11 protein-coding genes are annotated in these 14,191 nt (G+C 52.8%); 3 read left to right on the forward strand and 8 right to left on the reverse strand.

Going from position 1 to position 14,191, the window contains the following annotated elements; translation table 11 throughout:
• The first annotated feature begins 191 nt into the window (after window positions 1–191).
• Window positions 192–485, forward strand: coding sequence for an ArsR/SmtB family transcription factor (locus tag EKM97_RS06945; protein ID WP_125571671.1), 294 nt, complete (start codon window positions 192–194; stop codon window positions 483–485).
• A 652-nt stretch (window positions 486–1,137) separates the two neighbouring features.
• Complete coding sequence (locus tag EKM97_RS06950; RefSeq protein ID WP_125571672.1) at window positions 1,138–1,617, forward strand: hypothetical protein; 480 nt, start codon at window positions 1,138–1,140, stop codon at window positions 1,615–1,617.
• Window positions 1,618–2,520: 903 nt separating this feature from the next.
• Here EKM97_RS06950 and EKM97_RS06955 read toward each other — a convergent pair.
• From EKM97_RS06955 to parE, 4 genes are all read right to left on the reverse strand, one after another.
• A complete protein-coding gene (locus tag EKM97_RS06955) occupies window positions 2,521–3,450 on the reverse strand; it encodes a manganese-dependent inorganic pyrophosphatase (protein WP_125571673.1) in 930 nt (309 codons plus the stop codon).
• 18 nt (window positions 3,451–3,468) lie between these two features.
• The gene (locus EKM97_RS06960) at window positions 3,469–4,449 is read right to left on the reverse strand and encodes a LysR family transcriptional regulator (protein WP_125571674.1); all 981 of its coding nucleotides are present in this window, start codon (window positions 4,447–4,449) and stop codon (window positions 3,469–3,471) included.
• 198 nt (window positions 4,450–4,647) lie between these two features.
• Entirely contained in the window at window positions 4,648–7,089 is a 2,442-nt protein-coding gene (gene parC / locus EKM97_RS06965; RefSeq protein WP_125571675.1) for a DNA topoisomerase IV subunit A, read from the reverse strand.
• Between the two features lie 3 nt (window positions 7,090–7,092).
• Window positions 7,093–9,108 carry a DNA topoisomerase IV subunit B gene (parE, locus tag EKM97_RS06970; RefSeq protein WP_125571676.1) on the reverse strand — a complete coding sequence of 672 codons (2,016 nt, stop codon included), beginning with the start codon at window positions 9,106–9,108 and terminating at the stop codon, window positions 7,093–7,095.
• Window positions 9,109–9,380: 272 nt separating this feature from the next.
• Between parE and plsY the strand changes: the two genes are divergently transcribed.
• Entirely contained in the window at window positions 9,381–10,004 is a 624-nt protein-coding gene (gene plsY / locus EKM97_RS06975) for a glycerol-3-phosphate 1-O-acyltransferase PlsY (protein ID WP_125571677.1), read from the forward strand.
• A gap of 59 nt (window positions 10,005–10,063) precedes the next feature.
• Here plsY and EKM97_RS06980 read toward each other — a convergent pair whose 3' ends face one another.
• From EKM97_RS06980 to xerC, 4 genes are all read right to left on the reverse strand, one after another.
• Window positions 10,064–10,936: an aldose 1-epimerase family protein gene (locus tag EKM97_RS06980; protein WP_125571678.1), complete on the reverse strand. Its 873-nt coding sequence runs from the start codon at window positions 10,934–10,936 to the stop codon at window positions 10,064–10,066.
• Between the two features lie 53 nt (window positions 10,937–10,989).
• The gene (gene hslU / locus EKM97_RS06985; RefSeq protein WP_125571679.1) at window positions 10,990–12,381 is read right to left on the reverse strand and encodes an ATP-dependent protease ATPase subunit HslU; all 1,392 of its coding nucleotides are present in this window, start codon (window positions 12,379–12,381) and stop codon (window positions 10,990–10,992) included.
• A 12-nt stretch (window positions 12,382–12,393) separates the two neighbouring features.
• Window positions 12,394–12,918 carry an ATP-dependent protease subunit HslV gene (gene hslV, locus EKM97_RS06990; RefSeq protein WP_125571680.1) on the reverse strand — a complete coding sequence of 175 codons (525 nt, stop codon included), beginning with the start codon at window positions 12,916–12,918 and terminating at the stop codon, window positions 12,394–12,396.
• 130 nt (window positions 12,919–13,048) lie between these two features.
• The gene (xerC, locus tag EKM97_RS06995; RefSeq protein WP_125571681.1) at window positions 13,049–13,951 is read right to left on the reverse strand and encodes a tyrosine recombinase XerC; all 903 of its coding nucleotides are present in this window, start codon (window positions 13,949–13,951) and stop codon (window positions 13,049–13,051) included.
• Window positions 13,952–14,191: the final 240 nt, after the last annotated feature.

Genomic DNA, 14,191 nt, shown 5'->3' on the forward strand with positions numbered 1-14,191 from the left:
ATGCAAATCGACAAAGTATTGAACACATCAAATAAAGAATCCAGTTATTTGTTATTTAATGCTAACTGGATTCTTTATTTTTGTCGTGATTGCTTAGCAAAAATAAAATCGTGGGGCGTGATCATCGCGGCCGTTCATAACGTGTTGAAATCACCGTATTATTAGTCTAAAGCAGGTGGTACAATAGTTCTATGAATATCAAACAAACAATTAGCAATGATGAGCTCCGAATCAAAATTTTTAAAGCACTCGCGGATCAAACCCGGCTTAACACAATCCGTACACTAAAAGCATCGTGGCAGCCAATCCCATACTCAGAACTTGCCACAACGATGAAGTGCGGCAAATCAACGGCATCTTACCACCTTAAATTGCTCAGTGAAGCTGGCCTGATCACACTAAAAAAGGTGGGACAAGCAAAGTTTGTTTCACTTAATCGGGAAGTGTTTGATGGGGTTCTCCCTGGATTTCTCAAAACGCTATAACGCTAAAGCACAGGGCACTAAAGCCTCTAGTTTAACGGTTCTATTAGTATCGAACTGACGAACTGCCATATTAATTACATGCTAAGGCTGCTGATTTGATACAGACCTGCAAGTCGATGGAAACCATTCGGTGATTGCTATTGTTTTTTTGCTTGAGACGTGATTCTCGTGTCCAAAAGCAAACGTTATTAAAGGAGCTGTTTTTATGCCAATGCTAACCGGACCGTTCACAACCAATTCTCCAATTTCAGTAAATCGCTGATTTGTGATGCACGTGACAGTACCAAGCTTCAGTATTATCAAAGTAATTTGAACCTGATTGTAGACAGTAACACACAGACCGAAACGGTTATCTGGACCTTTTATCATAACAGCATCCACCCAGAACTTACACACGTTATCGTCGGCCAGTTGAATAGCCATTTAGATATACACACACTTTCGGCAGCGCTCAACTCAATCACCAGCACTGCACAGAAATCGCAGCCGGATAGCAAGGGTATTATCATTGATCCGCACACCCAGGATTCATTGCTGTCAGCTGCACTAGTAGCAAGCGGCTTTCACAAATTTCGGACGTGCTACACTTGCACCTGGTCCAATGCTCAAGTGGTGAGCGTTGCTCGAGAGGCGCATTCTAAGGCAGTTTCAAGTGGTCAGACGTACAAGTTTACTGTCTATTGCTGATCTGACTGCAGCAGAACGGCAGCAGCTTCTCGAACGGCAATATACTGATTACAAGGCAGCGCACTTGGATAATCCTGTCCGTAGCTTTGACGACCATCTGCAAGCATGGTCGAAATTGGTTTTTGACGGTACGGAGGCGGTCAATGTGCCTGCAGTATTGCTTGATCAGCAAACCAAGCGGATTATGGCGTACATCATCAGCTATCTGGATGAAGATGAACTACTACTGGCATACTTCGGTGAACAAGAAGCTGGCCTGTTAGAGACACAGATACTTCCTGACTTACTGAGCGTTGTTGCGACGCGCCACTGGCAGTTAAGTGGCGAACTGGATGACACTAATCCGCTGGCAATGCGAATCATGCACTTATTGCCTGCGGCTAAGGAAGAGGTAGACACACTACCAGCGTACAAATTGGATTTCGCTGAAAATGAGCATGAATAGCACCAGTTAGAGCGTAGGGGGACCAGGCGCTCTTTTGCTATCTTTTCTAGTTTACATAATATATATTATACGAAGCGGCCCCGTACACGAACGGTGGTCGCATTTGGCGCCGCCAGCGGCTTGTTGGCCGCTTCCCTGCTTTATTACCTCTGCGTAAATCAGATTTTTTTAACGTCCCACACCTGCTGGCTGGTCAGCAGATCAACTGGCCAGTGCCCATCTGCCACGCGTTACCATTGGACTGCTGAGATTGAATGTGCGTTGCTACTACAATTGCTTCCTGCACGCAGTTCGCGTACGCGTAAGTTATCCGCCATCATGACAGTTCGAGCTGTGAAATTTCACTAATTCCATAAGCACAATCCAGCCTTTGCATGTGATTTTGCTTGATCCATTTTATACATTATTTGGACTGGATTTGCCTGTGTAACACACTAAATGTATATTTTTGAGCCTTCTTGCGAAAATTATTTTCACAGCACGATCAGTGCTCACCATTCCGCACCATACCAACGTATATGCATCTTTGCATAATATCTACAGACTGTAATATATGCATGTTTGCTCACGATACACAGCGTGAGCAAACAATTGTTCTGCATTTTATACATGTCGTCCATTACCAGATATTCTCGCATGTTTTGCTATCTGCGAATCTTACCTCACACGCCGGGCATCGCACGTCATCAATCTGCGTATCCCAACGATTAATCAGCGTATGCTATGTCACAAAATTGCCTTCCGAATTTGGCAGCTTGATCAAGTACAACCGTGTGCTGGTCGCTCCCATTCTGCTTCATCACTCCCCCACTCCCGACGAGGGTGGGGCGTTGGACACAAAAAAAGAGCCACCGACTAATCGGTGACCCTTCATTCAATCTAGCCAGTGACCAGATTATGCAATTACTTTTCAAATGCTGTTGTCAGCACAGGCACGATCTGCTTCTTACGGGAAACAACACCTGGCAGCGCCAAACGGCCCTGCGCATCAATCTTCTCGTTGAAGGCAGCTTCAAGCGGTGCGGTTTCGCCAAGGGCAAACCCGACAGAGTTGCTGTTGAGAATATCGGTTGCAACGACAAGGAACAAGTCGTAACCTTCAGCATCCTTTTCAGCCTGCATTGCAGCAACGATGTTGTCCTGGCGTGCGTAGATGTCTTCAAGATCCACGGTGTTTACCTGGTCGATACGGACGGTCTTGCCACCCATTTCGAAGCTCTTGGCATCACCATCAATGATGTCCTGGTCGCTCCGTGCAGCAAGGTTGGTGCCGGCCTTCAGCATCTTCATACCGTAGTCAGACAGGTCAATCCCGGCAATTTCCTGGAGTTCGGCAAAAATCTGCTTGTCGTCTTCAGTGGTTGTTGGGCTCTTTAGCAGCAAGGTGTCAGAAATCAGACCGGATGCCAGCAAGCCGGCAAGTGTGGCACTAATCTTGAAGCCCTTTTCCTTGAACATCTTGAAGAGAATGGAATCAGCACTACCAATTGGTTCAAGACGCATGAACAATGGCATTGCGGTTTCGAATGCAGCCACCCGGTGGTGGTCCACAACGGCGTCAATCGTGACCTTAGCGCGGTCGGAAACAGACTGCTGAGCTTCGTTGTGGTCAACGAGCATCACGTGATCAGTTTCGTTAGCGGCGGTTTCGATAACCCGTGGTGCGGCAACCTTGAAGAAGTCCAATGCGAACTGGGTTTCTTCGTTCGGGGTGCCAAGCGCTACGGCTTCAACATCGGTGTTGCCCAGCTGTTTCTGGTATTCAGCGTAAGCAATTGCAGCGGTAATGGTATCAGTATCTGGGTTCTTGTGCCCAAAAATCAAAGTAGACATTTAGCAGATTCTCCTTAGTTATTCCTTAGTCTCAGCAATTAGTCTACCACGATTTTCAATTACCCGCGACAGGTAATCCTTCTCGTCCAGGTAGGCATCCAGTTCATCAAGGAAGCTGGCCACGCGCGGAATCTGATCCTTGCCCTTGCGGTAAACGAAGCTCAGATCAAAGTTAATGTTCGGCGTAAACTTAGACGCGCTGGCACTAATTTCTTCCTTGTGGGCCTTGTAGAAGCTAGCTGGCAATGCCGTGTCCACACCGGTGCGGTTGGAGAACTCTGCAATCTGGTAAGGCGTTGTAAACTGCGCAACTGGTTTTGGCAAGGTAACCAGCTGGTTCTTGTAGCTTTCACTCATCAGGTGCGCCAGGAAGTAGTCATCTGGGTAGGAAACCCACTGGCTGTCCGCCGTTTCGGCGAAGGTGACTTCTTCCTTCCCCTGCAGGGACTGATCATGGTGCAAGAAGAGCAGTTCTTCTTCAAAAATCGTCCGGGATTCGTATGGTTTCCAGTTCTTGATGGAATCATCAGGCAGGTACATGATGGCCAGGTCAATCTGGTTGTTTTCCAAGTGTTCCCAGATTTCCCGCCGTGTCATCAAGCGGAAATGTACGGTGATGTCTGGGTGCATCTGATAGTAATGCGCGATGAACGCGTTAAATACGGAGTCTTCAATTGAAGCCAAGAAGCCAATCGAAATCACACCAGAAGTGGCGCTCGTGGTGCGCTGAATTTCGTCAGTTGCCTGGTTCAGGACTTCGTAAATATCCTGCGTAGCTGCAAGCATGGTTGCCCCAGCATCTGATAGGTGAAGCTTCTTCCCCACCGAGAAGAATAGGGGGGCACCAACCGTGCGCTCCAACTTCTTAATCTGCTGCGTGAGTGCTGGTTGCGTAATGCCCAGAATCTGTGCCGCCTGCGTGTAGTTCATGGTCTCAGCGAGCTGCAAGAAGTAGCTTAGAGTTTTGGAAGAAAAAATGTTGTCCTGTTTAGTCTTCATCGTAGGTACTCTCCTTATTTCTGCTCAAATGGGGGTCGAGCTTCTCCTTATTCCTTTAGCTTAACTATAAGTTATAGTTTAATGTAAAGCAAACTATTTCGCTAAAAAAGCCTCAATTCAGGCTTCGTTTTGTGAAAATGCAAAAAAAGAGGCCCGCAATGTCCAAAGACACTTCGGTACCTCTTAATTAGTGATGCCTTATACCAGTTCTTCCTTGATGCGCGCGTGCACGTATTGCAGTTCCCCACTAGCATCAGTATCGATGACGAAGGAACCATTACCGTAGCGATCGCCCAAGGGGTGAGCTTGCGGCTCAACCGTCTGCACGCCGGTCGCCGCGGTAAAGACGTCCAGCACCACACCCTCTTGAACGAGCGCCATGTAAACGATGCGGTGCGGATTCTTCTTGAGTTCACGCAGAATCTGCAGTCCGCGCTTAGCCCGGCTACTTGCCGGCACTTCACTGATGCGCATCCGCTTGAACGCGCCACGCTGCGTCAGAATGGCGACTTCCGCATGTTCAGGATCATCCGTGACCACGTAGTTGACCACACTGTCCCCGTCCTTGAGGTTAATCAGCTTAACCCCCGCGGCCTTAGCACCGGAAATCGGCACTTCGTCCAGCGCAAAAGTTAGACCGTAACCGCCGGCGGTCGCAACGAAGACGCTCTGCTTGTCTGCGGCGGTTGTGAAGTAGACGTCCGTCACGTAGGCGCCGTCACTCTTGAGTTTGATAGCCTGCATCGCCTTCGTCCGGTAGGTCCGGGTTGGCTGCAGGTCGGTGAGTGCAGTTTGCTTAATCAGCCCATCACTGGTGCCGAGCACAAACTGACCGGCCGCGGTGAGTTCCTTGAAGGTGTACACCGCCAGCACGTTCTCGTCTGGGGCGAGCCCAACGGTTTGGCTGAGGTGTTCACCGGAGTCCTTCCAGCGCTGATCAGTCAGTTCGTAGACTTGCCGGTAAACAACATTACCAAGACTGGTGAAGATGTAGACGTGATCGAGCGTTGACAACTGTTTTTGGTAAACAGCGAAGTCTTCGTCCTTCAGCCCGTTTTGCGCGTCATCAACGGCCTGGTAGCTGCGCAAACTGCTGCGCTTCACGTAGCCGTCGCGAGAAACCAGCACCATGACCTGTTCGTCGGCGACCGTGACGGTCGTGTCAACTTCCAGCTGTTCCACTTCGTCCTGGATGGTCGTCTTGCGGTCATCCCCGTATTCCTTGGCAATCTGCTGCAACTCGGTCGTGATGACCTTATCGCGGCTAGCAGGGTTGTGCAAAATGTCTTCGTAGCCGGCAATCGCGGCGGCAAGTTCTGCTGCTTCCGCCTGCAAAGCCGTAATGTCCGTGTTGGTCAAACGGTACAGCTGCAAGGACACGATGGCTTCTGCCTGCTCCTGGCTAAAGTCGTAGGCCTTGACCAGGTTGTTCTTCGCATCCCCCTTGTCCTTGCTACCGCGAATGGTGGCAATGACTTGGTCGAGAATCGACAGCATCTTCATGAGCCCCTGAACAATGTGCTGACGCTTTTGCGCCTTGTTCAGGTCAAACTCAGTGCGTTTGGTGACGACTTCGCGCCGGTGGTCGCGGTAGGCCTCCAGCATTGGCTTCAGGCCCAACTGCTTCGGCTGGCCATTAGCAATAGCGACCATGTTGAAGTTGTAGCTCACCTGTAGGTCTGTGTTCTTGAACAGGTAGGTGAGAATCCCTTCGGCGTTGGCATCCTTCTTGAGTTCGATGACGACGGTGAGCCCGAAACGGTCACTTTCGTCCCGCACTTCGGCGATACCATCAACCTTCTTGGCGATGCGCAAATCATCGATCCGCTTGACGAGGTTTGCCTTGTTCACTTCATAAGGCAGCTCCGTCACCACAATCTGTTGCTTGTGGCCGCGCATATCCTTGATTTCAGTCCGTGCACGCACCACAACGCGGCCGCGACCGGTCTTGTAGGCCTTCTTAATGCCATCAATCCCTTGCAAAATGCCACCGGTTGGGAAGTCCGGACCCTGCACGTCCTTCATCAGGTCGGCAAGACTGACGTCCGGGTTCTTCATCAAGCGCAGCAGCGCCTTAATCACTTCACGCAGGTTGTGGGGCGGAATCTCGGTTGCGTAACCGGCGGAAATTCCGGTTGCACCATTGACGAGCAGGTTCGGGAACGCCGCCGGCAAGACGGTTGGCTCTTGAGCCGTGTCGTCAAAGTTGAGCACCATTTCCACGGTGTCTTTGTCGATATCCTTGAGGAGTTCGCGCGAAATTTTGGCCAGGCGCGCTTCCGTGTACCGCATTGCGGCCGGCGGATCGCCGTCCATGGACCCGTTGTTCCCGTGCATCTCAATCAGCGGAATGCGGAGCTTCCAGTCCTGGGAGAGGCGCACCATCGCTTCATAGATGGAGGAGTCCCCGTGCGGATGGAAGTTACCCATGACGTTACCAACGGACTTAGCGGACTTACGGAAGCCCTTATCGTAAGTATTGCCATCAAGGTTCATCGCGTAGAGAATCCGCCGCTGCACGGGCTTCAAGCCGTCGCGGACGTCCGGAAGGGCACGTTCTTGAATGATGTACTTGGAATAGCGACCGAAACGGTCACCCATGACTTCTTCCAGTGTGAGTTCTTGTACATGGTTCGCCATGGCTTACTTCCCCTTCCGTTTCTTAAGTTGCTTCTTCATGGTCTGGGTCCCGAACTGCATGTCTTCATGCGAGCCGGTGTCCGTTTCCAGAATGGAGCCTTCATCGCCGAGCGTAAACTTGACGTTGTTTTCAATCCATTCACGGCGCGGTTCAACCTTGTCACCCATGAGCGTGGTGACCCGCCGTTCAGCCAGCTGGGCATCGTCAATACGGACCCGAATCAGCGTGCGCGTCTCCGGGTTCATCGTGGTTTCCCACAACTGGTCGGCGTTCATTTCACCCAGCCCTTTGAAACGGGTAAGCGTGTAACCGCGGCCCATTGCTGTGACTTCCTTTTCCAATTCGGCGTCGGTCCAGGCGTAGCGGATTTCGGTCTTGGCACCGCTGCCCTTGGATAGCCGGTACAGTGGCGGCAGGGCGATGTAAATTTTGCCGGCGTCAATCAGTGGCCGCATGTAGCGGTAGAAGAAGGTCAGCAGCAGAATCTGGATGTGGGCACCATCGGTATCCGCATCGGTCATGATGATGATCTTGTCGTAGTTAGCAGACGAGGCGTCAAAATCACTGCCGACCCCAGCACCAATTGTATAGATCATCGTGTTGATTTCTTCGTTCTTGACGATGTCTTGGAGTTTGGCCTTCTGGGTGTTCAGCACCTTCCCGCGCAGTGGCAGGATAGCCTGGAAGCGGCGGTCACGGCCCTGCTTGGCAGAACCGCCGGCGGAATCCCCTTCGACTAGGTAGAGTTCGTTCTTGGCCGCGTTCTTGCTCTGGGCAGGCGTCAGCTTACCGGAGAGGACGCCTTGGTCCTTCTTACGCTTCTTACCAGTTCGTGATTCGTCACGGGCTTTACGGGCAGCTTCACGCGCTTCACGCGACCGCAGCGCCTTCTTGACGAGTTCTTGCGCTTCATCCCCAGCTTCCATGAGCCAGAAACTGAGCTGCTCATAAACAACGTTGTCAACGACTTGGCGGGCTTGTGGTGTGCCCAACTTGCCCTTGGTCTGGCCTTCAAACTGCAGGAGTTCTTCTGGCACCCGGATAGACAGGACGCCGGCGAGCCCTTCACGGACATCACTCCCGTCCAGGTTCTTATCGCGTTCCTTGAGCAGGTTCACCTTGCGGGCGAAATCGTTGAAGGCGCGGGTAATTCCGGCCCGCAGCCCAGCTTCGTGTGTCCCACCATCACCAGTGCGGACGTTGTTCACGAAGGAAATGATGTTCTCGGAGTAGCCATCGTTGTACTGACCAGCGAAGTCAACCACGATGCCGTCCTTTTCGCCCTCAAACTGCATCACCTTGCTCATGGCGTCCTTACCTTCGTTCAGGTAAGCCACGAAGCTCTTGAGTCCGTCTGGGTAGTGGTACTCTTCCACGCGGCCACTACGTTCATCCGTCAGCGTAATCTTGATGTTCTTCAGCAGGAAAGCTGATTCCCGCAGACGTTCAGCGAGCGTATCGAAACTGTACACCGTCGTCTGGAAGATGGTTGGGTCCGGCTTAAAGGTGATGGTCGTCCCGTTGGGCTCCTTCACCTTGCCGAGCTTCTGCAACCCGCCAGCCGGATGCCCACCGTTTACAAAATTCTCCATGTAGGCCTGCCCGTCACGCACAACGCGTACGGTGAGCGATTCGCTCAGCGCGTTGACGACAGACGAACCCACCCCGTGCAGACCACCACTGGTCTTGTAGGAGTTCTGACTGAACTTACCGCCGGCGTGCAGCACCGTCAGGATGACTTCGATGGTTGGCTTGCCGCTGGCGTGCATCCCGGTGGGCATACCGCGCCCGTGGTCCACAACCGTGATCGAGTTGTCCTTGTGGATGGTGACGGCGATGACATCCCCGTAACCGGCAAGCGCCTCGTCGACGGCGTTATCAACGATTTCATAGACAAGGTGGTGGAGCCCACGTGCGTCAGTTGAGCCGATGTACATCCCCGGCCGTTTGCGAACCGCCTCCAGGCCTTCGAGGACCTGGATTGACGAATCGTTGTATGTTTGACTTGGTTTCGCCATTGTTTAACCTCTCTTCAATAACTGCAATACTCTAACTTTAGCACAAAGCAAACGCCGGTGGCGCGCGGCTTTAACTTTTTTGTCTAGACCGCCCGTCGCTATCGGTAACAAGTGCGGTGCCCCAAATACGCGAATTGCGTTTTTACGAACATTCGTTTGCATTGCGACGATAACTCATTTTAGTGGTTACAAATGCAACTGTCAAAGTGCATAAAAGTTCACCCAACGGTGTCAAAAAATGCTAAACTATTAGCACTGAAAGGAGCATTGCAATGCTACTAGCGTTTTGTTTTATCCTCGCTTACCTCATCGGTTCCATTCCCTCAGGTGTCTGGATTGGCCGCATCTTCTGCCATAAGGATCCTCGGGAAGCCGGCAGCCACAACATCGGCACGACCAACGCCTACCGCGTGCTGGGCGTCAAGGCCGGTACGGCAGTTCTCATCATCGACATCCTAAAGGGAACGCTGGGCGCATCGCTGCCCCACCTCTTCGGTTTCCAGCAGCACTGGCTCGTGCTCGTCTGCGGGGTGGCTGCGGTGATTGGCCACACGGCTTCCATCTTCATTCACTTTAAGGGCGGCAAGGCGGTTGCCACCAGCGCCGGGATTCTGCTGGCCTACAATCCGCTGCTCTTTCTAATTGCCAGTGCCACCTTCGTGGGGATGATTCTCTTGACCTCCGCGGTGAGCCTTGCCAGTATCGTCGGCGTCGCCACAATGTTCGTCATCGCACTGTTCATTCACGACTGGATACTAGCCGTGATTGCCGGCCTGCTCACGGTGGTGTTCATCATCAAGCACATCCCGAACCTCAAGCGGATTGCCAACGGTACTGAAAACTACGTGCACTTTGGCCTCTACTACTGGCTGCGGCAAAAGCGCAACTCAAAATAAAATGACGCCACACAAAAATGCCTTCCCGATTTTAACATCGGGAGGGCATTTTTCATTTGCTAATGGGTACTGATGGTAAAGCCGGCTTCAAAACTCTTGCCGCCAGCGAGTTCACGAATGCCGCGCTTGTGCTCGAGCTGACCGTCCGCGCTTGGCTCGTCGGCAACGCCCCACCATGGTTCGATGCAGCAGAAGTCGCCAGGCGTTGGGTAGTTCGACCACACACCCACATAAGGCGCATCCTTAACCGTCAGGCTGACGCCGTGCTCGTCGTCTGGAGAAGACAGACTGAGCTTGGTTTTATCGCCATCAAGCACGTAGATCAGTGCGTCACCCTTGAACAGTTCGCGCGTCAGTGGCGTGTGATTTTCATCAACTGGCTTGCCGTTCGCGAAGTCGGCATACTTGCCCTGCAAGCCAACGCGAGTGCGCGTCTTGGCAGGTTCAAAGTCGAGGCTGAAGTCCTCGAACTTGCGTCCAGCAGACAGTGGCATCCGGAAGGCTGGGTGCGCACCAATGCTAAAGAGCATCTTATCATCGGCTGGGTTCTCCACCTTGTAGCCAACGTGCAGGTTCTGCCCGTCAAGCTTGTAGGTCAGGGTCAACTTGAAGGCAAATGGGTACTTGGCATGTGTTTCGTCGTTGTCCGTTAGCACTAGGGAGACCTGGTCAGCAGACTGCGCAGCCACCGCGAAGTCCAAGTCGCGGGCGAAGCCGTGCCGGGTCATGTGGTAGGTCTTGTCCTGGTATGTGTACTGGTCATCTTTCAGTGCCCCCACAATTGGGAACAGAACAGGTGCGTGCCGGGCCCAAACCGCTGGGTCCGCCTGCCACATGTACTCCGTGCCGTCAGCCTTGGCCACGAGGGAGGACAATTCCGCCCCGTGCAAGTTGATTTCGGCCGTCAGAAATTCGTTTTCAATCTTAACCATAGTGATGATACCTTCTCCATTAGCAAAATTTTTTAGTGTTGCGTGCTACCAAATTAAAGAATGTAACGACTCATATCCTTGTCGCCGGCAATCTTGCCGACCTTATCGTCGACGTACTTCTCGGTGACGGTAATGTCACCCATCTGCATATCGGGACCTTCGTAGAGGACGTCCTCTAGCAGTTTTTCGAGGATTGTGGCCAGCCGCCGGGCCCCGATGTTCTCCTGAGTCGTGTTGACGGTTGCGGCGATGTGGGCAATTTCGCGAATTGCTTCCTTGGTGAAGGTGACCTTGACGCCATCCGCACCAATCAGCGCCATGTACTGCTTGGTCAGTGCGTTGTCTGGTTCAGTCAGGATGCGCACAAAGTCGTCTTCGGTGAGATCCTTCAGCTCTACGCGAATTGGGAAACGGCCCTGCAGTTCGGCAATAAGGTCGCTAGGCTTGGACTCAGCGAAGGCCCCGGAACCGATGAACAGGATGTGATCCGTGTTGATTGGCCCGTACTTGGTGCTAATTTGGGAGCCTTCAACAATTGGCAAAATGTCGCGCTGCACACCTTCACGGGAAACTTCACCGCTACTTTGCTTACGGCCGGCCGCAATTTTGTCAATTTCATCGATGAAGATGATGCCGGAGTTCTCTGCGCGCACAATGGCGTTGTGGTAAATGTCGGCGTGGTTCACCAGCTTACTGGATTCTTCCTGCACGAAGACCTCGCGTGCCTCCTTGACGGTCATGGTGCGTTCAACCATCTTCTTGGGCATCATTGCCCCCAGGGTGTCGGACAGGTCAATGCCCATTTGGCCGTACATGTCGCCACCGCCGGCCGGTTTCTTGACGTCTTCCACCCGCACGGTGACTTCGCGCTCTTCCAGCAGACCCTTAGCGAGCTGGTCGGCCACCGTCATGCGTTCATTCTTAATGTCGTCATTGACTTCTTCGGGCTCTGGTTCGGCCTTGCCGCCATTTTCCATCATGTTGTTGAACATGCTCATCATGTCCTGCATGTTGTTGGCGCGACGTTCCTTCTTGATACCAGGCACCAGCAACTTCACGAGCCGCTTGTTAGCCGCCTTCTCCGCACGCACACGGACAGTTTCGTACTGGGCAGTTTCTTCCAGCTGCACCGCCACGTCCACGAGGTCACGGACCATGGATTCAACGTCCCGGCCAACGTAACCGACTTCGGTAAACTTGGTGGCTTCAACCTTCACGAAGGGCGCGTTGACGACTTTTGCCAAGCGGCGGGCAATTTCGGTTTTCCCGACCCCAGTAGGTCCAATCATCAGCAAGTTCTTGGGCGTGATGTCCTGCTGCATCTTCTCACTCAGTTGCATCCGGCGCCAGCGGTTGTAGAGCGCAACGGCGACGGCTTTCTTGGCTTCATCCTGACCAATGACGTACTGGTCCAGGGAAGCCACAATCTGCTTAGGTGTTTGCATGGGCAATCCTCCTTAGAAAGATTCAACCAGAATGTTCTGGTTCGTGAAAATATCGATGGTGCCGGCGATGGAAACAGCTTCCTTGGCGATGGCCGGTGCATCCATGTCATCTGCGTGCCGCAGCATCCCGACGGCCGCCGCTTGGGCAAAATTACCACCGGAACCGATGGCAACCACGTCTTCGTCAGGGGCAATCACTTCACCGCTACCAGAAATCAGTAGCAGGTCGTCCTTGTTGACGGCGATGAGCATGGCTTCCAACTTCTGGAGCGTTGGGTCCTTGCGCCAGTCTTGAGCCAGCGCCACAGCGGAGCGGCGCAGGTTGCCCTGGAACAACTCCAGTTTCTTTTCAAACCATTCCTGCAGGGTGATGGCGTCGGCGACCCCGCCGGCAAAACCAATCACAACCTGATCGTTGTAAATGCGGCGAATCTTCTGGGCAGAACCCTTCATGATCACTTTTTCACCAAGTGTGACCTGACCATCGCCGGCGATTGCCGTGTGGCCATCCTTACGTACAGCTGCAATTGTTGTCATTTGAATACCTCTTTTTTTAATTGTCATCGACCCAGGTCAACAGTAGCACTCCTTAACCTGGTGTGCTAAATATCTTAACGCAGCCCCTGCGGGCAAACATCATCCTAAAGTCCTATTTTGTGACGCGCTGTCACTTATGCTCGGGAAAGTACTTCTGGTAGTCACTAAGCATGTGTTCAGTGGTGACGTGCGTGTAAATCTGCGTTGTGGACAGACTCGCGTGCCCCAGCAGTTCCTGCACGGTGCGCAGGTCGGCCCCGTGGTTCAGCATGTGGGTCGCGAAGCTGTGCCGCAACATGTGGGGATGGATCGACGCAGTCAGACTAGTTTTCTTAATCAGCTGATCCAAAATGTACTGCAAACCACGCGCGGTGAGCGGTTTGCCGTGCTGATTGAGGAACACGTGCGGTTCCACCAAGCTGCGAATGCCGCCCAGTTCCTTACGCGCACTACCGAGGTACGCCTGCAGCTTTTCCTTGCAGCGCTTGCCAAACACCACGTAACGGTCCTTGTTACCCTTCCCGTGGATGAGCATGGCCTCAGCGTTCATATCGATTTGCTTGATGGTCAAGCCCACACACTCCGATGCACGGATGCCGGTATCGTAGAGCACTTCCAGTAGCGCCTGATTACGCACACTGAGCGCATCGGTACCTTCAGCCGCCTTGAACAGTTCTTCAATTTCCGGTTCGTAGAAGAATTGCGGCAAGTGGTTGTGCACCTTGCGGCTTTCAACCAGCGCAAAGGGATTATCGCTGACCCGGCCGAGCTTGAGCAGGTAACGGTAAAAGGCGCGCAAGCTACTGATCTTACGCGCACTGGTTGCCGCGCTGTAGTTACGCTCCCCCATCTCACTCATATAAGCCGCAACGGCGACGCTGTCGACCTTGCGCAGGTCAACTTCTCCGTCGTCCGCACTATTCTTGAGAAAATCAGCGAAGGCGCGCACATCCCGGCCGTATGCCTTGATGGTCTGCGGTGAGTAGTGCCGCTCGACTTCTAGGTAACGCAGAAAGTCGTCTATATCGGTCATGTAAGCACCTCCAATTAATAACTTTATCACAAAATCGCACCTGTTGCCGCCTCGATTTCGCTGTCCGTCAGCGATAGCATTTCAGTGACGAAGTCACGCCGGGCCGCTTTGGTGTTTTCATGACGCCGTTAGGCGGTGGAGTCGGCAACTCCGGTGGTGGTGTGCTTGGGCTACGCTCCGGGAACTACGTCGGGCGGGGACCGCTTCAGCCCGCTATCGCGGTCTTCCGCTGGCGGAGTT

It is taken from the genome of Lacticaseibacillus songhuajiangensis (assembly GCF_003946025.1).
Lineage (GTDB): Bacteria > Bacillota > Bacilli > Lactobacillales > Lactobacillaceae > Lacticaseibacillus > Lacticaseibacillus songhuajiangensis.